Raw genomic sequence first — 20,980 nt, forward strand, 5'->3', positions numbered from 1 at the left:
GTACTTTCATCTCAATCATCTTTGTTTCTTTCGCTGTTCCTCGCTACCCTTATCCTGATTTGACTAATGAAAACCGGAGCAAGATGTCTGACGCCACCGAACGAAGCCAGTTTACTCGCCTGCTGGACAGAGCGATGCGCATCCTGGCCATGCGCGATCACAGCGAAGCCGAGTTTCGTCGCAAATTGTCGCTTTCCGCCGAACGCGCGGCGATGTATGCCAAAAATCAGGCCCAGCAGCCAGAACCCGTCACGCCAGAGCAGATTGACCGTGTGGTAGCCTGGTGCTACGAAAGCAACTACCTTGACGATGCCCGCTTTGCCGAGCGCTTCGTCGCCAGCCGCAGCCGCAAAGGCTACGGCCCGCAGCGTATCCGCATGGAGCTGGGGCAAAAAGGCGTGGCTAAGCCGCTGATTGATGAAACGCTGGCGGCCACTGAAATTGACTGGCAGCAAATGGCTTTCGACGCGGCGGAGCGCAAGTTCGGCCTGCCGCTGCCCACCGACTGGAAAGAAAAAGCGAAAGTGCAGCGTTATTTGATGACTAAAGGCTTCTTTTCAGAGGATATCCGCAGCATTTTTTCAAATTTTGGCGATTGAGCGCCGATGGGATTTTACTTCGTACCGAAGAAAATTTATCTTATTCACCACTTTTTGTTCGTGTGTTGCTGGCCTGAACGGCGCAGTTAAACCCACGACACCTTCGTTAGCGTGATTCCAGGACAATTATGAGCAAGAGCACTGCGGAGATTCGCCAGGCGTTTCTCGACTTTTTCCATAGCAAGGGACACCAGGTTGTAGCCAGTAGCTCCCTCGTCCCGACTAATGACCCGACGTTGCTGTTTACCAACGCCGGTATGAACCAGTTCAAAGATGTTTTCCTGGGCCAGGATAAGCGCAACTACTCGCGCGCTACCACCTCACAGCGCTGCGTGCGCGCAGGCGGTAAACATAATGACCTGGAAAACGTTGGCTATACCGCTCGCCACCATACCTTTTTCGAAATGCTGGGCAACTTCAGCTTTGGTGACTATTTCAAGCGTGAAGCGATTGGCTTTGCCTGGGAACTGTTGACCAGCGCCGAATGGTTTGCCCTGCCGAAAGAGAAGCTGTGGGTCACCGTCTATGAAACCGATGATGAAGCTTTCAACATCTGGGCAGACGAAATTGGCGTGCCGCGCGAGCGTATTATTCGTATCGGCGACAACAAAGGTGGCGCTTACGCTTCCGATAACTTCTGGCAGATGGGCGATACCGGCCCTTGCGGCCCGTGCAGCGAGATTTTCTTCGATCACGGCGACCATATCTGGGGTGGCCCACCGGGAAGTCCGGAAGAGGACGGCGATCGCTTTATTGAGATCTGGAACATCGTGTTCATGCAGTTCAATCGTCAGTCTGACGGTACAATGCTGCCGCTGCCAAAACCTTCTGTCGATACCGGTATGGGACTGGAGCGTATCTCCGCCGTGCTGCAACACGTCAACTCTAACTACGAAATCGATCTGTTCCAGAAACTGATCAAGTCCGTAGCGGAAGTGACCGGCGCTAGCGATCTCACCAGCAAATCACTGCGCGTTATTGCTGACCATATTCGTTCCTGTGCTTTCCTCGTTTGCGATGGCGTGATCCCGTCCAACGAAAACCGTGGTTACGTGCTGCGCCGCATTATTCGTCGTGCTATCCGTCACGGCAATATGCTGGGCGCGCAGGGCACTTTCTTCTGGAAGCTGGTTGCACCGTTGATTGAAGTGATGGGTGCAGCAGGCGATGAGCTGGCGAAGCAGCAGGCGCAGGTTGAACAGATCCTGAAAACCGAAGAAGAGCAGTTCGCCAAAACGCTGGAGCGCGGTCTGGCGCTGCTGGATGAAGAGCTGGCAAAACTGCAGGGCGACACGCTGGATGGCGAAACCGTTTTCCGACTGTACGACACCTTCGGCTTCCCGGTCGACTTAACGGCGGACGTCTGCCGCGAACGCAACCTGAAGATTGATGAAGCCGGTTTTGAAAAAGCGATGGAGCAGCAGCGCCAGCGCGCTCGTGAAGCCAGCGGCTTTGGCGCGGATTACAATAACGTGATCCGCATTGAAGAGGCGTCAACCTTCAAAGGCTATGACCAGCTGGCGCTGACCGCTGCCGTGACGGCAATTTTTGTCGACGGCCAGCCAGCCGATGAAATCAGTGCCGGTCAGGAAGGCGTCATCGTCCTGGATGAAACACCGTTCTATGGCGAATCGGGTGGTCAGGTTGGCGACACGGGTGAGTTACGTAACGATAATGCGGCCTTCACCGTTACCGATACGCAAAAGTATGCGCAGGCGATTGGTCATGTCGGCAAACTTGCTTCCGGACAGCTGCGTATTGGCGATCGTCTGGCGGCACACGTTGACGAAGCGCGCCGCGACCGCATCAGGCTGAACCACTCCGCCACGCATTTGCTGCATGCCGCGCTGCGTCAGGTACTGGGCCATCACGTGGCGCAGAAAGGATCTCTGGTTAATGATAAATATCTGCGTTTTGACTTCTCGCATTCCGAAGCGATGAAGCCGCAGGAAATTCGTCAGGTAGAAGAAATCGTTAACGCCCAGATCCGCCGCAATCTGCCGGTCGATACCAACGTGATGGAGCTGGAAGCCGCGAAAGCGCTGGGTGCCATGGCGCTCTTTGGCGAAAAATATGACGATCGCGTACGCGTGCTGACCATGGGTGATTTCTCTACCGAGCTTTGCGGCGGTACGCATGCCAGCCGCACGGGCGATATTGGCCTGTTCCGTATCACTTCAGAATCAGGTACCGCAGCAGGCATCCGTCGTATTGAGGCGGTGACGGGCGAGGGTGCGCTGAAGCAGATGTACGCGCAAAGCGAGCAGCTGCACGATATCGCGCAGCTGGTTAAAGCTAACAGCAGCAACCTGAATGAGAAAGTGCGTGGCCTGATGGACAACGTCAGGGCGCTGGAAAAAGAGCTACAGCAGCTAAAAGATCAGCAGGCGGCGCAGGAAAGCGCTTCGCTGAGCAGCAAAGCTATTGACGTAAAAGGCGTTAAGCTGTTGGTTAGCGAACTGAGTAACGTTGAACCAAAAATGCTGCGCACTATGGTAGACGATTTAAAAAATCAGCTGAAGTCAGCCGTAATCGTGCTGGCGACGGTTGCTGAAGGAAAGGTCTCGTTGATTGCTGGCGTAACCAAAGATGTCACTGACCGCGTGAAAGCTGGCGAGCTGGTGGGCGAGTTAGCCCTTCAGGTTGGCGGTAAGGGCGGCGGCCGGCCAGATATGGCTCAGGCCGGCGGCACCGATGCCGGAGCACTACCAGGGGCTCTGGCCGGTGTGGAAAGCTGGGTGGCAGCAAAACTGTAACACTATAAAAAGGCATCCCGGAAAGCGCGGTGGGCACGGCTCCACGGCGTTTTTCTGTCAGGTGCAAACGCAAAAAACACAAAGTCAGGTTGCTGGTGTGTATTTCGGCTAAACTAAGTATCAGCAGAATGTATTATTGCGATGGTGCACTTGTCGTGTATTTGTCATAGTCTACATTTAGCGTTATATGATGGATAATGCCGGGCGCCAGTGAACCCGACTCTTTTAATCTTTCAAGGAGCAAAGAATGCTTATTCTAACTCGTCGAGTTGGTGAAACCCTCATGATCGGTGATGAGGTGACTGTAACGGTGCTGGGAGTGAAAGGGAACCAGGTTCGCATTGGTGTGAATGCCCCTAAAGAAGTTTCGGTTCATCGCGAAGAGATCTATCAGCGCATTCAGGCCGAAAAAACTCAGCAAACGAGTTACTAACGGATCCAGCGCCTCGCCAGAGTGGCGAGGCGCTACCGGTTTTCGCCTGCTTTTCCCCATTTCCCCTGTTTTCTTTCTCTGTTTCCCTTCTGGCCTGCCTCCATTTTTTCTCTGTGAAAAGGCCAATTGTTGCTGATAAATCACTCTTTTTGCTTTTCAAATACCCATATTGGCGGGTAAATGCGCAATCAAACGCATCGGTGAAAAAATATGTTTGACTTATAAGGCCCAGAAAGTAATATGTGCGCCACGCAGTGCCGATGAGCAGAAACAAGTTCAGAAGCACAGCTCGATAAGAGCGCGTATGGTGAGGTGGCCGAGAGGCTGAAGGCGCTCCCCTGCTAAGGGAGTATGCGGTCAAAAGCTGCATCCGGGGTTCGAATCCCCGCCTCACCGCCATTTGCATCCGTAGCTCAGCTGGATAGAGTACTCGGCTACGAACCGAGCGGTCGGAGGTTCGAATCCTCCCGGATGCACCACTTTAAGATGATGTTGCAAACCCTGTACTGGCATGTCGTTAGCAGTAATCGCCAGCGCAAGGGATGATAACGTTGCTTTAGCAACGACCCGCAAGGGTAAGGCGCAAGCCGAATAATCGTCCCGGATGCAGCATTATTTAACAGGCTGGTTTCCAGTTTGTTTGGGTAGTACCGATACAGCGTTAGCAGCCTGTATCAAGGTGAGTCGTTAGCACCCCTGCGTTATACCAGATTTTGATATGCATCCGTAGCTCAGCTGGATAGAGTACTCGGCTACGAACCGAGCGGTCGGAGGTTCGAATCCTCCCGGATGCACCATTATCTGTAGATATGGTAGCTACGTCTGAACTGACATATTGCAGAAGTTTGCAGCATGTAGAGGGAAGATAACATCGCTTTAGCGATGGCCCGAAGGGTGAGGCGCAAGCCGAATAATCCTCCCGGATGCACCATTATCTGAGAAATGAAAGAGCCGTAAAGCATCTGTCAGTTTCTTCCGTATCTCCTCAGGTTTGTCGCGTTATCTCCCCCAATGTTTTTCCGATGCATCCGTAGCTCAGCTGGATAGAGTACTCGGCTACGAACCGAGCGGTCGGAGGTTCGAATCCTCCCGGATGCACCATTATTTGTAGATATGGTAGCTATGTCTGAACTGACATATTGCAGAAGCTTGCAGCATGTAGAGGGAAGATAACATCGCTTTAGCGATGGCCCGAAGGGTGAGGCGCAAGCCGAATAATCCTCCCGGATGCACCATTTCAAGATAATGTTGCAGCAATCCTGTACTGGCATGTCGTTAGCAGTAACCGCCAGCACCAGGGATGATAACGTTGCTTTAGCAACGGCCCGCAAGGGTAAGGCGCAAGCCGGATAATCCTTCCGAATGCAGCATTTGAAGTAGTTTTAAAGCATATCCCAATGCATCCGTAGCTCAGCTGGATAGAGTACTCGGCTACGAACCGAGCGGTCGGAGGTTCGAATCCTCCCGGATGCACCATCTTCTGAAGATATCCCCGTAGCTGTTCTCGCCCCCTGAAGCATTAAAATCGAATTAACCCTGTTTTTTCCGCCGTCTTTATTACTCCAGCCTTCTTAATTCCTCGTTAAACATGCCGGTACTCACTCCACAGCCATCGCGTTATTTCGCTGATTTTTTGTGCTTTTTTACCCCATTTCCGCTCATTCTTTGACAAGGATATAATCTGATAATAAAAAACCCTATATGTTTCAAGGCATTTGCGGATCCATGCCGACAGCGACAAGTACGGTGCTTTACGCTAAAGTAAACGTTCGTTAATTCAGGGACGGAGGCTCGCGTGTACGATAGTTATGACGGCTTGATATTCGATATGGACGGCACGCTGCTGGACACGGAGCCGACGCACCGACAAGCCTGGCGTAACGTGCTGTCACGTTATGACATGAGCTTTGACGAACAGGCGCTGGTCGGTCTGAACGGATCGCCAACGTGGCGCATAGCGGAGGCGATTATCCATCGTCATCAGAGCAGCCTTGATCCCCATAAGCTGGCCGCAGAAAAAACCGCAGCGCTGAAAGAGATACTCTTTGATACCGTACAGCCTCTACCGCTGATAGATGTCGTAAAGTTTTATCATGGTCGCCGCCCTATGGCGGTTGGCACCGGCAGCGAGCACGACATGGCCGAAGCGCTGCTACAGCATCTGGGCATCCGCCACTACTTTACTGCAGTGGTGGGTGCCGATGACGTAACGCGGCACAAGCCGGAGCCGGAAACTTTTCTCCGCTGTGCCGAATTGATCGGCGTTGCGCCTGAACGCTGCGTGGTGTTTGAAGATGCCGATTTCGGCATTCAGGCGGCAACGGCGGCGGGTATGGCTTTTGTCGACGTCAGGCTGCTGTGAGCGACTGGCTCTACGGTTCAATGTTTGCCAGCAGCTTTTTGAGCGCCACGCTACTGCCGGGGAATTCAGAAGTACTGCTGGTTACGCTGCTGTTGTCGGGGAAAGTCTCCGCTGCTGGCGTAACGAGTATCGCCGCTCTTGGTAACACGCTGGGCGGATTAACCAATGTTATTATCGGACGTTGTCTGCCGCTAAAAAAACAGGGCCGATGGCATAACACAGCAACGGCGTGGCTGCACCGATGGGGTCCAGCTGCGCTACTTCTTAGCTGGTTGCCGGTTATCGGCGATCTGCTTTGCGTTCTCGCAGGTTGGCTGCGCTTCGCCTGGCTCCCGGTTGCGCTCTGGCTCGCCGTGGGCAAGACGCTACGCTATGGCGTGCTGGCTTTCGCAACATTACAGGGCATGGAATGGTGGCAGTGATTCGCAAAGGGTCGCTGCCATGATTAACATTATGCTGAACAATAATAAATTTTTCCCCAAGCGGGAGGTCAATTTGATCCCGGACGTATCACAGGCGCTTTCCTGGCTGGAAGCTCACCCTGAGGCAATGAAAGGTATTGGTCGCGGTATTGAACGCGAAACGCTGCGCGTAAAACCTGATGGTCATCTGGCGACCAGCGGGCATCCCAAATCGCTTGGCTCAGCGCTGACCCACAAGTGGATCACTACCGACTTTGCCGAAACGCTGCTCGAATTTATCACGCCAGTCGATAAAGATATCGATCATCTGCTGGCTTTTTTACGCGATATTCACCGCCACACCTCGCGCGATCTCGGCGAAGAGCGGATGTGGCCAATGAGCATGCCGTGTCTGATTGACGACAGTAATAATATTGAACTGGCGCAGTACGGCAGCTCAAATATCGGCAAAATGAAAACGCTTTATCGCCAGGGCCTGAAAAATCGCTACGGCGCGCTGATGCAGGTTATTTCCGGCGTCCACTATAATTTTTCGCTGCCGCTCTCTTTCTGGCAGGCCTGGGCAGACGTTAAAGATGAAAAAAGCGGCAAAGAGGCGATTTCGGAAGGCTATCTGCGCCTGATCCGCAACTATTACCGTTTTGGCTGGGTTATTCCCTACCTGTTTGGCGCTTCTCCGGCGGTTTGCAGCTCTTTCCTGCAGGGAAAAGAGACAAAGCTGCCGTTTGAAAAGACGGAGAACGGCCTGCTTTATCTGCCTTACGCCACGTCTCTGCGTCTGAGCGATCTTGGCTATACTAATAAGTCGCAAAGTGGTCTGGGCATTACTTTCAACAACCTTCCTGACTACGTCAAAGCGCTGAAGGCGGCGATTAAAACGCCTTCGGAAGAGTATGCTCGTATGGGCATCAAGGACGAGCAGGGCGACTGGCTGCAGCTTAATACCAACGTGCTGCAAATTGAAAATGAGCTCTACGCGCCGATTCGTCCTAAACGCGTAACGCGTTCTGGCGAAAATCCTTCCGATGCGCTGCTGCGTGGCGGCATTGAATATATTGAAGTTCGCTCGCTGGATATCAATCCGTTTTCGCCAGTTGGCGTAGATGAAAACCAGGTGCGTTTCCTCGATTTGTTCCTGATCTGGTGTACGCTCGCTGACGCGCCAGAAATGAGCAGCGACGAACTGCTGTGTACGCGCGGCAACTGGAACCGGGTGATCCTGGAAGGCCGCAAGCCGGGGCTGATGCTGGGAATGGGCTGCGGTGAGGCGGAGTATCCGCTGGCGGAAGTGGGCAAAACGCTGTTTAAAGATTTGCAGCGTGTGGCGCAGACGCTGGATCGCCAGCAGGGCAATCATCACTATCAGGAAGTATGCGACAGGCTGGCCGCTTCGTTTGACGATCCGAACCTGACCTTCTCGGCACGCTTCCTGACCGCGTTAAAAGAAAACGGCCTGACCGGTACCGGACTGGCGCTGGCGGAACAGTATCACGCACAGCTGGCGAACGAACAGCTGGAGGTACTGACCGAGACGCAGTTTGAGCAGGAAGCTATCCGTTCAAACGTTAGCCAGCAGGAAATTGAAGAAAGTGATACGCTTAGCTTCGAAGACTTTCTGCAAAGCAGAAGCTAGCGCAAAAGAAAAAGGCCACATCAATGTGGCCAAATTAACATCTCTGTTGTCAGGGATGATGATAACAAAATGCGCGTCTTTCATAGATTCAGACCACGGGACGACAGAGAAAGTTTCATCACTGCAAAAATAAATTTATCAGAGGTAACAATATGCCATTGCTGGATAGCTTTACCGTCGACCACACCATCATGGCGGCTCCTGCGGTTCGCGTTGCAAAAACCATGAAAACGCCTCATGGCGATACCATCACCGTTTTCGATCTGCGTTTTTGCCGCCCAAACAAAGAAGTGATGCCTGAACGTGGGATCCACACGCTGGAACATCTCTTTGCTGGCTTTATGCGTAACCACCTGAACGGTGAAGGTGTGGAAATTATCGACATCTCGCCAATGGGCTGCCGTACCGGTTTTTATATGAGCCTGATCGGCACGCCGGATGAGCAACGCGTAGCGAAAGCCTGGAAGGAAGCGATGCAGGACGTGTTGAAGGTAAGCGATCAACGCACCATTCCTGAGCTTAACGAGTACCAGTGCGGCACCTATGAAATGCACTCGTTAGATGAAGCGCAGGACATCGCGCGGCACATCGTTGAGCACGATATCGGCGTTAACCATAACGACGAGCTGGCGCTGCCAAAAGAGAAGTTAAAAGAACTGCATATCTAGTTGCTGTTATCCCCTGCCTGGCAGGGGATAAATTTTACGATCCTACCGATTCCTTCAGCGTTTTCTGCGGCGTAACACGAACCTGCTTAATCATATTTTCCTGCACGTCCAGAATGTCTATCGCATAGTGGCCGATATGCACCGTCGTGTTTGGCAGCGGTATATCTTCCAGCACTTCCAGAATCATCCCGTTAACCGTGCGCGCTTCTTCTTCTGGCAAATGCCAGTTGAAAGCCTTATTTAGCTCACGTACGTTAGCGCTGCCTTCAATCAATACCGAGCCGTCATTCTGCGGCATAACTTCTTCAGCCAGCGTAGGGGACATTGAGGTCGTAAAGTCGCCCACAATCTCTTCCAGAATGTCTTCGATAGTAATCAGCCCTTTGATATCGCCATACTCATCCACTACCAGGCCAACTTTCTTCTTGTTGCGCTGAAATTTGACTAGCTGGACGTTAAGCGGCGTACCCTGTGGCACGTAATAGATCTCGTCAGCCGCGCGCAGCATCACTTCTTTGGTGAACTCTTTTTTCTCGGTCATCAGCCGGTAAGCTTCACGCACGCGCAGCATGCTGATGGTGTCATCCAGCGAATCACGATAAAGCACAATGCGGCCGTGCGGTGAGTGGGTCAGCTGGCGGACAATAGATTTCCAGTCGTCATTGATATTGATGCCGACCACTTCATTACGCGGCACCATGATGTCGTCAACGTTGACCTTCTCCAGATCCAGCACCGACAGCAGCATATCCTGGTTGCGATGCGACATCAGCGTACGGGATTCATAAACGATAGTTCGCAGCTCTTCCTTGCTCAGCGCGGAATTGATGGAGCTATCGGTTTTCATCCCAAACATACGCATTAAAATGCGGGTAATGGTATTCAGCAACCATACCAGCGGCAACATCACAATTTGCAGCGGGCCCAGTAGCAGGCTGCTGGGAAAAGCCACTTTTTCGGGATAGAGCGCCGCCACGGTTTTTGGCAGGACTTCTGCAAATACCAGCACGACGAAGGTCAGGATACCGGTGGCGATAGCGACGCCTTCATCACCATGTAAACGCATGCCGACGATGGTTGCCAGCGCGGAAGCCAGGATATTAACCAGGTTATTGCCAATCAGAACCAGGCTCAGCAGGCGGTCCGGGCGGCGCAGCAGCTTCTCCACGCGGCGAGCGGCGCGATTGCCGTTTTTAGCCTGGTGGCGAAGCTTGTAGCGGTTGAGCGTCATCATGCCGGTTTCGGAGCCGGCAAACCATGCCGACACCAGCACCATGACAAACAGAATAATAATCAGCGTGGTGGTTGAAACTTGTTCCAACGAGGGAGTTCCTTGTAGTGGACGATCAGGAGGTCAAAAAATGTTGCAGCATACGGCTGCCGAAATAGGCCATCGTCAGCAGAAACGCGCCGCCAAAGTTGAACCAGGCAACGCGACGTCCGCGCCAGCCTTCATGGTAGTGACCCCAGAGCAAAACGATATAAACAAACCAGGCGAGAATCGACAATACGGCTTTGTCCACATTTTCGCGACTAAACAGATCGTGCATATAAAATAGTCCGGTGCAGAGCACCAGCGTGAGCAGCACCACGCCAACCTGGGTGATGTGAAACATCTTGCGCTCAATGGTCATCAGCGGCGGAATATCATTGCTGAAAGCCAGCTTTTTGTTTTTCAACAACCAGTCAATCCACGCCAGCTGCAAGGCGTAGAGCGCTGCAATCATCAAGGTTGCATAGGCAAAAAGCGCCAGGCCAATATGCACCATCATGCCGGGCGTTGTTTCCAGATGCGTAATAAAGGCGTTTGGTACAAAGGTAGCAAAAGCCAGGTTAATCAGCGCAAAACTGTAAACGATGGGCAGCAGTATCCAGCCGCGATTGCGCGAAGCCACGATGGTCATAATGGCGCAAATCAACAGGCTGACCAGCGAGCCGACGTTCAGCAGGCTAAGATTCTGACCGCTGCCTGCCGCAAAAATGCGCTGCTCCAGCGCCACGCCGTGACAGATCAGGGCGCCAGTGGCTGAGATAACGGCCATGCGTCGCCAGGCGCTCTGTTTACGCAGCAGGCTGGGAATAATCAGTGCAAGGCTGAAAGAGTAGGCGAGCAGCGCCAGAATCGCAAAAACGGACATAGATGGTACCGGCAAGGCTATGAAAAAAAGCAGTATAGCGTTAGCGGGCGCTGGCTCCAAACGATCTCAACTCAGATGGCTGAGATCGCAGCGGCTTCATGTTATAATCCGCGCCATTGTGTCGCCTGGCGACCTCTCATTACGTTGAGCGAGAGACGATGTTTGATAATTTAACCGACAGATTGTCGCAGACCCTGCGCAATATCAGCGGCCGTGGACGGCTGACAGAAGACAACATTAAGGACACTCTGCGCGAAGTGCGCATGGCGCTGCTTGAGGCGGACGTTGCGCTGCCGGTAGTGCGCGACTTCATTAGCCGCGTAAAAGAGCGCGCCGTAGGGCACGACGTTAACAAAAGCCTGACGCCTGGTCAGGAGTTTGTGAAAATTGTTCAGAATGAGCTGGTCGCCGCCATGGGCGCCGAAAACAACACGCTCAATCTGGCTGCTCAGCCACCGGCCGTCGTGCTGATGGCGGGCCTGCAGGGTGCGGGTAAAACTACCAGCGTGGGCAAGCTGGGTAAATTCCTGCGCGAAAAGCACAAAAAGAAAGTGCTGGTCGTCTCTGCCGACGTCTATCGTCCTGCGGCAATCAAACAGCTGGAAACGCTGGCGGAACAGGTTGGCGTTGATTTCTGCCCGTCCGACCTCAGCCAGAAGCCGGTCGATATCGTTAAAAACGCGCTGCAGCAGGCAAAGCTGAAGTTCTATGACGTGCTGCTGGTGGATACCGCAGGCCGTCTGCACGTTGACGAAGCGATGATGGACGAAATCAAACTTGTCCATGCCGCCATCAACCCGGTAGAAACGCTGTTTGTGGTTGATGCCATGACCGGCCAGGATGCGGCGAACACGGCAAAAGCTTTCAACGAAGCGCTGCCGCTGACCGGTGTGATCCTGACTAAAGTGGACGGTGATGCTCGCGGCGGTGCTGCACTTTCCATCCGCCATATTACCGGCAAACCTATCAAGTTTATGGGCGTCGGCGAAAAAACCGAGGCGCTGGAACCGTTCTATCCGGACCGTATCGCTTCCCGTATTCTGGGCATGGGCGACGTGCTGTCGCTGATCGAAGATATCGAAAGCAAAGTCGATCGCGCGCAGGCGGAAAAACTCGCCAGCAAGCTGAAAAAAGGCGACGGTTTCGATCTCAACGACTTCCTGGAACAGCTCAAGCAGATGCGCAACATGGGCGGCATGGCCAGCCTGATGGGCAAGCTGCCGGGCATGGGCCAGCTGCCGGATAACGTTAAGTCGCAGATGGACGATAAAGTGCTGGTGCGCATGGAGGCGATGATCAACTCCATGACGCGCAAAGAGCGCGAAAAGCCAGAGATTATTAAAGGTTCCCGCAAGCGCCGTATTGCGCAGGGTTCCGGCATGCAGGTGCAGGACGTCAACCGTTTGTTAAAGCAGTTTGACGATATGCAGCGTATGATGAAAAAGATGAAGAAGGGCGGTATGGCGAAGATGATGCGCGGCATGAAAGGTATGATGCCGCCGGGCTTCCCGGGCCGTTAAGCCAGCCGGAAAAACGCTCAGGCGAATTAGATTGCTTTTTGCGCCAAAATGAGTAAAATTTTCGGGCTTTTTATATTGCACCCGGGCCCCGTTCCCTCAATGGGGCCCGGTTGTTTTATTAACTAAAGAGGATGTTATGGTAACAATTCGTTTGGCACGTCACGGCGCTAAAAAGCGTCCGTTCTATCAGGTAGTCGTCACCGACAGCCGTAATGCTCGCAACGGTCGCTTCATCGAGCGCGTTGGTTTCTTCAACCCGATCGCTTCTGGTCAGGCTGAAGCACTGCGTCTGGATCTGGACCGCATTGAGCACTGGGTTGGCCAGGGCGCTACTCTCTCTGATCGCGTTGGTGCGCTGGTCAAAGAAGCTAAGAAAGCAGCTTAATCTGTCACGGTGGTCAACATGAGCAAGCAACTCACCGCCCAGCCCCCCGCTAACCCGTTAGTCTTAGGGAAAATGGGATCGGCCTATGGTATTCGTGGTTGGCTCAAAGTGTTTTCCTCCACCGAAGATGCTGAAAGCATTTTTGACTATCAGCCCTGGTTTATTAAGCAGGCAGGTCAATGGCGGCTTATCGAGCTGGAAGGCTGGAAGCGCCACAATCAGGACATGATCATCAAGGTCAAAGGCATTGAAGATCGTGATGCGGCCACGCTACTTACCAATTGCGAAATTGTGGTAGACGCGGAGCAGCTGCCGGCTCTGGAAAGCGGCGACTATTACTGGAAAGACCTTATGGGTTGCCAGGTGGTCACCACTGAAGGATACGAACTGGGAAAAGTCATCGATATGATGGAAACCGGTTCGAACGACGTACTCGTCGTTAAGGCAAACCTGAAGGATGCATTTGGTGCGAAGGAGCGGCTGATTCCGTTCCTTGATGGACAGGTTATCAAGAATGTCGATCTCACTACCGGCACCATCGAAGTAGATTGGGATCCTGGTTTTTGAGCTCCGGACAAAACGGTAACACTCCGGCGCGGTCGATGTGGATTGGCATAATCAGCCTGTTCCCTGAGATGTTCAGCGCAATTACCGAATACGGAGTAACTGGCCGGGCAGTAAAAAATGGCCTGCTCAGCATTCAGAGCTGGAGTCCTCGTGACTTCACTCATGACCGGCACCGTACCGTGGACGATCGTCCTTACGGCGGCGGACCGGGAATGCTAATGATGGTACAACCCTTACGGGATGCCATCCACGCAGCAAAAGCGGCGGCAGGAGAAGGCGCTAAGGTGATTTATCTTTCACCTCAGGGTCGCAAACTCGATCAGGATGGGGTTTGCGAGCTGGCGACCAGCGAGAAGTTAATTCTCGTGTGTGGTCGCTATGAAGGGATTGATGAGCGCGTAATCAAAACCGAGATCGACGAAGAATGGTCGATTGGAGATTACGTTCTCAGCGGTGGGGAACTGCCGGCAATGACGCTGATTGATTCGGTCGCCCGGTTTATTCCTGGCGTACTGGGCAAGCAGGCGTCGGCCGAGGAAGATTCGTTTTCCGATGGTTTGCTGGACTGTCCGCACTATACCCGACCTGAAGTGTTAGAAGGGATGGAGGTTCCGCCAGTTCTGCTGTCGGGCAACCATGCTGAAATTCGCCGCTGGCGTCTGAAACAGTCGCTGGGCCGTACCTGGCTAAGAAGACCTGAACTTCTGGAAAACCTGGCTCTGACTGAAGAGCAAGCAAAGTTGCTGAAGGAGTTCCAAAAGGAATTCAGACAGCAGCATAACGATGATGGGCAGTCCGGGCAGTAGCCGCGGTGCCTGAATATCAGTTTACCCAGGATAAGAGATTTAATTATGAGCAACATTATCAAGCAAATCGAACAAGAGCAGATGAAACAGGACGTACCTTCATTCCGTCCGGGTGATTCCGTGGAAGTGAAAGTATGGGTTGTTGAAGGCTCCAAGAAGCGTCTGCAGGCATTCGAGGGCGTGGTTATCGCTATTCGTAACCGCGGTCTGCATTCTGCATTCACCGTTCGTAAAATTTCTAACGGCGAAGGTGTTGAGCGTGTATTCCAGACTCACTCACCTGTCATTGACAGCATTGCTGTTAAACGCCGTGGTGCCGTACGTAAGGCCAAACTGTACTACCTGCGTGAGCGTACCGGTAAGTCTGCACGTATCAAAGAACGTCTGGGCGCTAAAGCAGCATCCTAAGTTAATACCTGATAAGGGGCTGGCCGCAAGGCCGGCCCTTTTTTATGCCTGCAACAAAGTTATTACCGATTGAATTAATAAAACCAATTGATTAAAGCCTGAACAAATAGCGCCGATACAACAGATAACTCTAATAAAAATCGGATATTACGCTATGCAAACGCGCTTTAATTTTTTCTCGTTTGGCGACCATGCTGCTGACACGCTGCGTTCGCTAAAAAAGACCGTTGCCTGTATCGAATTCAGGCCTGATGGCACCATCCTGACCGCCAATCCCCTTTTTCTGAGCGTGATGGGATATGGTCTGGACGAGATCGTCGGGCAGCATCACCGTATCTTTTGCGCGCCGGAGCTACTCGCTTCCCCGGCCTATGCTCATTTCTGGCAGCGTTTACGCGGAGGTGAAAGCTTTAGTGACAAATTTATGCGCATCACCAAAGACGGCACGCCTGTCTGGCTGGAGTCGCACTATATACCGGTAACGGATCGGCGCGGGCGCGTAATGAAAATTGTTAAGCTGGCTTCCGATATCACTGAACGGGTCGAAGACGCGCTGGAACAGCGGGCGATAACGACGGCCATAGGAAGATCCATGGCGGTCATTACCTTTACGCCGGAAGGGAAAATAATTAAAGCTAACGATAACTTTTTTAGCGTTATGGGTTATACCCCTGCTGAAATTGTTGGTCGTCATCACAGTATGTTCTGTACTGCTGAAATTCGTAACAGCGCTGAATACAACGCTTTCTGGAGCAGCCTTAAGCAGGGGAACTTTATCTCCGGCCAGTTTGAACGTGTCAACAAGCGTGGCGAAACGGTCTGGCTGCGGGCAACCTACAACCCGGTTTTTGATGAAAATAATCGGCCTTATAAGGTTGTTAAGTTTGCCAGCGACGTAACGGCGCAGGTCAACAAAAATCAGCAGGAGCGTGAGGCCGCCCAGCACGCCTGGCATGCTGCTACAGGTACTCAGGAAAATACGCGTACCGGGGCTACGGTGATTGAAGGCAGCGTTGACGTCATGAACGCCATTGCTACCGAGCTGGAGCTGGTTACCGGCGGTATTACCGACCTGAACAAACAGTCTCACCACATTAGCGAAATGGTCGAAACCATCCGCAATATCGCTAACCAGACTAACCTGTTAGCGCTGAATGCGGCCATTGAGGCGGCGCGGGCGGGCTCTCACGGACGTAGCTTTGCCGTGGTCGCCAATGAGGTACGCATGCTGGCTACCAATATCAATAATGCGACGCAGAAAATTGAAACTGTGGTACGGCATAACCATACTCTGGCAAACCAGGCGCTAAAAAACATTGGCGACAGCAGGCGGAAGGCGGAAGAGGGCGTCACCCTGATCCAGCAGGCGGGGCAGGTAATTACGGATATTCAGCACAACGCCGCTCAGGTTGTTGAAGCTATTGACCATGTTAACGCCGCGCTAAAAGAGTAGCCGCGCGGCGATCCGTTTTGCTGTACGGTACCTGCTTGAGGATTGGGAATGCGACCCTGTTCAGGTCGCATTGTTATTCAGTTCTGACATTTTTAGTAAGATGTTATGTAATCAAGCCGCAGTTCTTCCAGCGTCCAGAGCACTCTTAAAGAGCGGCTTTTGGGAAAAGTATAAACTTTCACTGGCCGGATGCCGCAGTAAGTAAAGCCACTACCAGTGGCGAAAGCTCATTACGTAGTGAAGCCCGCTCTGACTGAAACAGCGTGGCAACAAAAAACCTGTGCCCCGAAAGCTCTACGCCGCGCACGTCGCCTTCACTATCGCGGGCGCTGATGCGTAATGGATAGTCCCGTAGCTCTTTTGCAAAGTCACCATTAACGCCAAAATTACAGTGATAGCCTTCATGGGTCGTAAGCTTTCCATAAGTGGTAGCAATAACAGAGTCTGCTGCAATCACGATATCGCCCGTTTGTTCCACTAACGAACAGCTTAATGGCGTAATTACCGCACGGCCTTCGCTATCTGTCTCCGCATGCGCAGCATCATGCCAGCCCATTACGTTACGGGCATACTCAATCACCGCATACTGAAAACCACCACAGGAACCCAGGAAAGGCACGTTGTTTTCGCGTGCGTAAGTGATAGCCATAAAAGCGCCGGCATCATTTTTATAAGGGCTGCCGGGCACCACCCAAACAGCATCAAAATTCTGAAATATTTCCGGCGTGGTTATCGATGCAGTTGGCACCCATTCAGCCGTAACGGCAAGGGCAAGGGAGTCGGCAGCCAGCCGAACGGCACCGGGAATAGCCTGATGCGCAACGGCCTGTGGACGATAGTCGCCAACAAGGGCCAGACGAACAGAACGAGTCATTAAATATTTCCTGTACGATGAAAATGATAAATAGCCGTATCAACCGGTCCGCTTGCCAGCACAATCAGACCATGCCTGATACCCACAAACTCCCCACCACATTTTTCCGCCACCCGACGGCTGGCAATATTTTCTGCGACGGCCAGAATCTCTACCGTCTCTCTTTCCTGACTTTGCCAGGCTAGCTCAAGCAGATGGTGCACGGCCTGGCTGGCGACGCCCTTGCGCTGTTCGCTGCTGCGAACCCAGTAGCCGATTGAGCAAAGGTTTTTCTGCTGGTCAGAGTAGCGCAGACCTGCGCCCCCTAATAATCGCCCGTCATCCCCGGCAAAAAGACCCAGCTCGTTGGCTTCGCCGGTTTCACGCAGCGTACAGGTAGCCGCGAACCAGCGGCAAGCCTCCTCCACCGTAAAACCTTTATGCGGCCAGAGCAGCCAGGGGTGCAGAGTATCCAGAGACGCGTTGACGGCTTCGGCAAAGGCTGGCGCATCGTCGTTATGGTAAGGGCGTAAAAGGACTTTCATGCCGTTCTTCCTGTCAGGTAATTAGCGCGCCATCAGGCTCAGGGTCCGCAAGATCCCTCACTTTGATAAACCCACTTTCAAAATGAGATGCTACTTTTTTCAGCCGCTCGGTTATCCGTACAGGAGCGGGAAAAACGCAAAAATCTCGCGAGTTAACTCACAATATCATTAACCTGTACCGGCGATGGAATGAAATTTGCTCAATAAAATCCGAAACTAAATCATATTCATCACTATTACGGAGTAAGACTTTAACCAAAACAAGGAGTGATTAAATGGACAAAATGGATTTTTTTGCAAAGCGCCGCATTGTTGCCGCGCCGGGATTTAACCGCTGGCTCGTTCCACCAGCCGCGCTGGCCATCCATCTTTGCATTGGCATGGCATACGGTTTTTCCGTGTACTGGTTGCCAATGTCGCAGCTTTCAGCCGCTTCTGCTTCTTTATCATGCAGCGCTGAAAGTAGCCTGTGGCAACAGCTGTTTACCAGCGGCTGTCGCTGGCGGATCTCCTCGCTGGGCTGGATTTATACGTTATTTTTCGTTTTTCTTGGCTGTTCGGCGGCTATCTGGGGAACCTGGCTGGAGAAAGCCGGGCCGCGCAAGGTCGGCTTTATTGCCACGCTGTGCTGGTGTGGCGGGCTCACCATTGCCAGCTTCGGCGTATGGTCTCATCAGCTCTGGCTATTATGGCTGGGCGCAGGTGCCATTGGCGGCATCGGTCTGGGGCTGGGCTATATTTCACCCGTTTCCACATTGCTACGCTGGTTTCCCGACCGCAAAGGCATGGCCGCTGGCCTGGCGATTATGGGATTCGGCGGCGGAGCGATGATCGGTGCGCCACTTGCCACCACGCTGATGCATTTTTTTAGCACGGACGGCCAGGCGGGTATCTGGCAAAGCCTGCTGGCGCTGGCGGGCATCTATTTTGTGTTTATGCTCGCTGGCACGCTTAGTTATCGTATTCCCCCCATTGGCTGGCAACCCGAAAACTGGCAGCCTGCTTCGACAGAGCAACAGAACAGGGTGCAGGTACACGTTAACATGGCAATAAGAACCCCGCAGTTCTGGCTGCTGTGGCTGGTGCTTTGCCTGAACGTTTCCGCCGGAATCGGCGTGTTGGGCATGGCATCCCCGCTTTTTCAGGAAGTGATGGCCGGACGCTTAAGCACGACTAGCGGAGATAAAGCAGTCGATATTGCTATGCTCGCCGCCGGGTTTACCGGTTTACTGAGCCTGTTTAATATTCTTGGCCGTTTTTTTTGGGCGTCGCTTTCCGATCGGCTGGGCAGGAAGTTAACCTTTTCGCTGTTTTTCGTGCTGGGAGCGATTTTCTATCTGCTGATCCCTTTTATTACCCGTACCGGCAGCATCCCGCTTTTTCTGATGTGCTTTTGCATGGTAATTTCCATGTATGGCGGAGGCTTTGCCACCATTCCAGCTTATCTGGCCGATATTTTTGGTGCGCGGATGGTCGGTGCTATCCACGGCAGGCTGCTGACCGCCTGGTCTGCGGCAGGTATTGTAGGGCCGGTGCTGATTAACTATTTACGCGAACATCAGCTTGCTTCCGGCCTGCACGGCGCAGAGCTTTACCAGTTAACGCTCAATATCCTTGCAGGGCTACTGCTGCTGGGACTGCTTTGCAATTTGCTACTTCGTCCCGCCGATAAAAAATATGCCATGAGTGAACAAGAAGAGCAAAGTGCCGGCTCGCTCTATCAAACGTCTCATGGAAGCTGTCTAAGCTGGCATCCGGCCCGTTCAAGCTGGCCGCTAACGGTCGTTAGCTGGGTAGTAGTGCTGATCCCACTGCTGTGGGGAATTAGCATTACCCTTAAACGAACCCTCGCGCTGTTTACCTGATAGCAGGGGGGCAGATCTGTGTTCAGACGATTTATCTTCACCGTTGTTCTTAGCAGCGTCCTGATCTTTTTTTGCCTGCTGTTCCTGAATCTCTTTGAGCCTTGCCCACGGGACAAAGAGATAAAGCTGGGGCTTTCCGTACTTATCAGCTGCTTCAGCTACTGGCTGATAAAACGCCAGGTTGAAAAGAAGAGCAGGTAATCGGCCTGCTATCGTTTGCCCGAGGAGATTGTTTATAAAAGCTTTTCACAAGCGTCGCCAGAGCAATCTATTGTGTAAAGATATAATTACACTTAAATTGATGTAGGTGCATTTTTTAATTAATTTAATTATATGATTTTAAATAAATTAATCCATAATGGTGTCGTGTTTTTACAATGATGGTAATAAATCTGTACAAGGTGCGATTGATGTTCGTACGGATTCTGATACAGTAATCAGCACCTCGACGACAGGCTGAAAAAACTTACAAGAGAGCTGAAGACCATGCAAAAAGACGCGCTGAACAACGTTCATATCGCTGACGAACAGATCCTGATTACGCCGCAGGAGCTGAAAAACAAATTCCCGTTGACCGCCGCTCAGGAGGCGCAGATTGCCGCTTCCCGACAGACGATTTCTGACATTATCAGCGGGAAAGATCATCGTCTGCTGGTAGTTTGTGGGCCGTGTTCCATTCACGACACAAAAGCCGCGCTGGAGTATGCCCATCTTCTGAAAACGCTCTCTTCAGATTTACAAGATCGGCTTTATATCGTCATGCGCGTCTATTTTGAAAAGCCTCGTACCACCGTGGGCTGGAAAGGGTTGATCAACGACCCTTACATGGATAACTCTTTCGATATGGAAGCCGGACTGCATATTGCCCGTCGTCTGCTGGTGGAACTGGTCGATATGGGATTACCGCTGGCAACGGAAGCGTTAGATCCGAACAGTCCGCAATACCTGGGCGATCTGTTTAGCTGGTCGGCAATCGGCGCACGCACTACCGAATCCCAGACCCACCGCGAAATGGCTTCTGGTCTTTCCATGCCGGTTGGGTTTAAAAACGGCACGGATGGCAGTCTGGGCACCGCTATTAACGCTATGCGCGCTGCCGCCATGCCGCATCGTTTTGTCGGCATCAACCAAAGCGGTCAGGTCTGCCTGCTGCAAACCCAGGGAAACCCGGACGGTCATGTCATTTTGCGCGGCGGTAAGAAGCCAAATTACGGCCCGGAAGATGTAGCGCAGTGTGAAAAAGAGATGCTGCAGGCGGGACTCCGTCCGTCACTGATGATAGATTGCAGCCATGGCAACTCTAACAAAGATTTCCGTCGCCAGACCGGCGTGGCTGAATCTGCCATAGCGCAGATCAGAGACGGCAACCGCTCCGTTATTGGCCTGATGCTGGAAAGTCATCTGCATGAGGGTAACCAGTCTTCCGAGCAGCCTAAAAGCGATATGCGCTACGGCGTTTCCGTTACCGATGCCTGCATTAACTGGGAAACAACGGAAACCCTGCTGCGAACGATTCACCAGGAACTGGACGGAGTGCTGGCGGCGCGACTGTCGCAAAAGGATTAAT

The 20,980-nt window shown here is 52.6% G+C and carries 19 protein-coding genes and 5 tRNA genes; 20 read left to right on the forward strand and 4 right to left on the reverse strand.

Going from position 1 to position 20,980, the window contains the following annotated elements; all coding sequences use genetic code 11:
• Positions 1 to 83: 83 nt before the first annotated feature.
• From KUE00_RS19920 to luxS, 12 genes are all read left to right on the forward strand, one after another.
• A complete protein-coding gene (locus KUE00_RS19920) occupies positions 84 to 599 on the forward strand; it encodes a regulatory protein RecX (protein WP_246761855.1) in 516 nt (171 codons plus the stop codon).
• A gap of 128 nt (positions 600 to 727) precedes the next feature.
• A complete protein-coding gene (alaS, locus tag KUE00_RS19925) occupies positions 728 to 3,355 on the forward strand; it encodes an alanine--tRNA ligase (RefSeq protein ID WP_246761857.1) in 2,628 nt (875 codons plus the stop codon).
• A 247-nt stretch (positions 3,356 to 3,602) separates the two neighbouring features.
• A complete protein-coding gene (gene csrA / locus KUE00_RS19930) occupies positions 3,603 to 3,788 on the forward strand; it encodes a carbon storage regulator CsrA (protein WP_004155916.1) in 186 nt (61 codons plus the stop codon).
• 306 nt (positions 3,789 to 4,094) lie between these two features.
• Positions 4,095 to 4,187 (forward strand) — tRNA-Ser (locus tag KUE00_RS19935).
• Positions 4,188 to 4,190: 3 nt separating this feature from the next.
• A tRNA-Arg gene (locus KUE00_RS19940) sits at positions 4,191 to 4,267 on the forward strand.
• Positions 4,268 to 4,508: 241 nt separating this feature from the next.
• A tRNA-Arg gene (locus KUE00_RS19945) sits at positions 4,509 to 4,585 on the forward strand.
• Between the two features lie 227 nt (positions 4,586 to 4,812).
• Positions 4,813 to 4,889, forward strand: a tRNA-Arg gene (locus KUE00_RS19950).
• Between the two features lie 298 nt (positions 4,890 to 5,187).
• A tRNA-Arg gene (locus KUE00_RS19955) sits at positions 5,188 to 5,264 on the forward strand.
• A 319-nt stretch (positions 5,265 to 5,583) separates the two neighbouring features.
• Complete coding sequence (gene yqaB / locus KUE00_RS19960; protein ID WP_246761859.1) at positions 5,584 to 6,150, forward strand: fructose-1-phosphate/6-phosphogluconate phosphatase; 567 nt, start codon at positions 5,584 to 5,586, stop codon at positions 6,148 to 6,150.
• A complete protein-coding gene (locus KUE00_RS19965; RefSeq protein WP_246761861.1) occupies positions 6,147 to 6,572 on the forward strand; it encodes a YqaA family protein in 426 nt (141 codons plus the stop codon). Before yqaB ends, KUE00_RS19965 begins: the two co-directional genes overlap by 4 nt.
• Positions 6,573 to 6,603: 31 nt before the next feature.
• Positions 6,604 to 8,205: a glutamate--cysteine ligase gene (gene gshA / locus KUE00_RS19970; protein ID WP_246761921.1), complete on the forward strand. Its 1,602-nt coding sequence runs from the start codon at positions 6,604 to 6,606 to the stop codon at positions 8,203 to 8,205.
• 152 nt (positions 8,206 to 8,357) lie between these two features.
• The gene (gene luxS / locus KUE00_RS19975; RefSeq protein WP_246761862.1) at positions 8,358 to 8,873 is read left to right on the forward strand and encodes an S-ribosylhomocysteine lyase; all 516 of its coding nucleotides are present in this window, start codon (positions 8,358 to 8,360) and stop codon (positions 8,871 to 8,873) included.
• Between the two features lie 34 nt (positions 8,874 to 8,907).
• Here the strand turns inward: luxS and KUE00_RS19980 are convergent, their stop codons facing one another.
• Both KUE00_RS19980 and KUE00_RS19985 read right to left on the reverse strand, forming a co-directional pair.
• The gene (locus KUE00_RS19980) at positions 8,908 to 10,194 is read right to left on the reverse strand and encodes an HlyC/CorC family transporter (protein ID WP_246761864.1); all 1,287 of its coding nucleotides are present in this window, start codon (positions 10,192 to 10,194) and stop codon (positions 8,908 to 8,910) included.
• Positions 10,195 to 10,219: 25 nt separating this feature from the next.
• The gene (locus KUE00_RS19985) at positions 10,220 to 11,011 is read right to left on the reverse strand and encodes a cytochrome C assembly family protein (protein ID WP_246761865.1); all 792 of its coding nucleotides are present in this window, start codon (positions 11,009 to 11,011) and stop codon (positions 10,220 to 10,222) included.
• A 158-nt stretch (positions 11,012 to 11,169) separates the two neighbouring features.
• On the opposite strand from KUE00_RS19985, the gene ffh reads away from it, so the two are divergent.
• From ffh to KUE00_RS20015, 6 genes are all read left to right on the forward strand, one after another.
• Positions 11,170 to 12,531 carry a signal recognition particle protein gene (gene ffh, locus KUE00_RS19990; RefSeq protein WP_246761867.1) on the forward strand — a complete coding sequence of 454 codons (1,362 nt, stop codon included), beginning with the start codon at positions 11,170 to 11,172 and terminating at the stop codon, positions 12,529 to 12,531.
• Positions 12,532 to 12,667: 136 nt separating this feature from the next.
• Positions 12,668 to 12,916 (forward strand): 30S ribosomal protein S16, encoded by a 249-nt coding sequence (rpsP, locus tag KUE00_RS19995; protein WP_105593983.1) that lies wholly within the window; start codon positions 12,668 to 12,670, stop codon positions 12,914 to 12,916.
• Between the two features lie 18 nt (positions 12,917 to 12,934).
• Positions 12,935 to 13,483: a ribosome maturation factor RimM gene (gene rimM / locus KUE00_RS20000; protein WP_246761868.1), complete on the forward strand. Its 549-nt coding sequence runs from the start codon at positions 12,935 to 12,937 to the stop codon at positions 13,481 to 13,483.
• Positions 13,484 to 13,518: 35 nt separating this feature from the next.
• Positions 13,519 to 14,289: a tRNA (guanosine(37)-N1)-methyltransferase TrmD gene (gene trmD / locus KUE00_RS20005; RefSeq protein WP_246761870.1), complete on the forward strand. Its 771-nt coding sequence runs from the start codon at positions 13,519 to 13,521 to the stop codon at positions 14,287 to 14,289.
• A 45-nt stretch (positions 14,290 to 14,334) separates the two neighbouring features.
• Positions 14,335 to 14,697 (forward strand): 50S ribosomal protein L19, encoded by a 363-nt coding sequence (gene rplS, locus KUE00_RS20010; RefSeq protein ID WP_024965502.1) that lies wholly within the window; start codon positions 14,335 to 14,337, stop codon positions 14,695 to 14,697.
• Between the two features lie 154 nt (positions 14,698 to 14,851).
• Positions 14,852 to 16,150 carry a methyl-accepting chemotaxis protein gene (locus KUE00_RS20015; protein WP_246761888.1) on the forward strand — a complete coding sequence of 433 codons (1,299 nt, stop codon included), beginning with the start codon at positions 14,852 to 14,854 and terminating at the stop codon, positions 16,148 to 16,150.
• A gap of 178 nt (positions 16,151 to 16,328) precedes the next feature.
• On the opposite strand, the gene KUE00_RS20020 is transcribed toward KUE00_RS20015, so the two are convergent.
• Positions 16,329 to 17,024, reverse strand: coding sequence for a CTP synthase C-terminal region-related (seleno)protein (locus tag KUE00_RS20020; protein WP_246761890.1), 696 nt, complete (start codon positions 17,022 to 17,024; stop codon positions 16,329 to 16,331).
• Positions 17,024 to 17,548 (reverse strand): GNAT family N-acetyltransferase, encoded by a 525-nt coding sequence (locus KUE00_RS20025; RefSeq protein ID WP_246761892.1) that lies wholly within the window; start codon positions 17,546 to 17,548, stop codon positions 17,024 to 17,026. Before KUE00_RS20025 ends, KUE00_RS20020 begins: the two co-directional genes overlap by 1 nt.
• A gap of 275 nt (positions 17,549 to 17,823) precedes the next feature.
• Here KUE00_RS20025 and KUE00_RS20030 point away from each other — a divergent pair, with 275 nt between their 5' ends.
• Together KUE00_RS20030 and KUE00_RS20035 are read left to right on the forward strand one after the other, a co-directional pair.
• Positions 17,824 to 19,413, forward strand: a complete 1,590-nt coding sequence (locus KUE00_RS20030; protein ID WP_246761894.1) for an OFA family MFS transporter — start codon at positions 17,824 to 17,826, stop codon at positions 19,411 to 19,413.
• Positions 19,414 to 19,899: 486 nt separating this feature from the next.
• Positions 19,900 to 20,979: a 3-deoxy-7-phosphoheptulonate synthase gene (locus KUE00_RS20035; RefSeq protein ID WP_246761895.1), complete on the forward strand. Its 1,080-nt coding sequence runs from the start codon at positions 19,900 to 19,902 to the stop codon at positions 20,977 to 20,979.
• Position 20,980: the final 1 nt, after the last annotated feature.

It is taken from the genome of Erwinia phyllosphaerae, assembly GCF_019132875.1.
GTDB lineage: Bacteria > Pseudomonadota > Gammaproteobacteria > Enterobacterales > Enterobacteriaceae > Erwinia > Erwinia phyllosphaerae.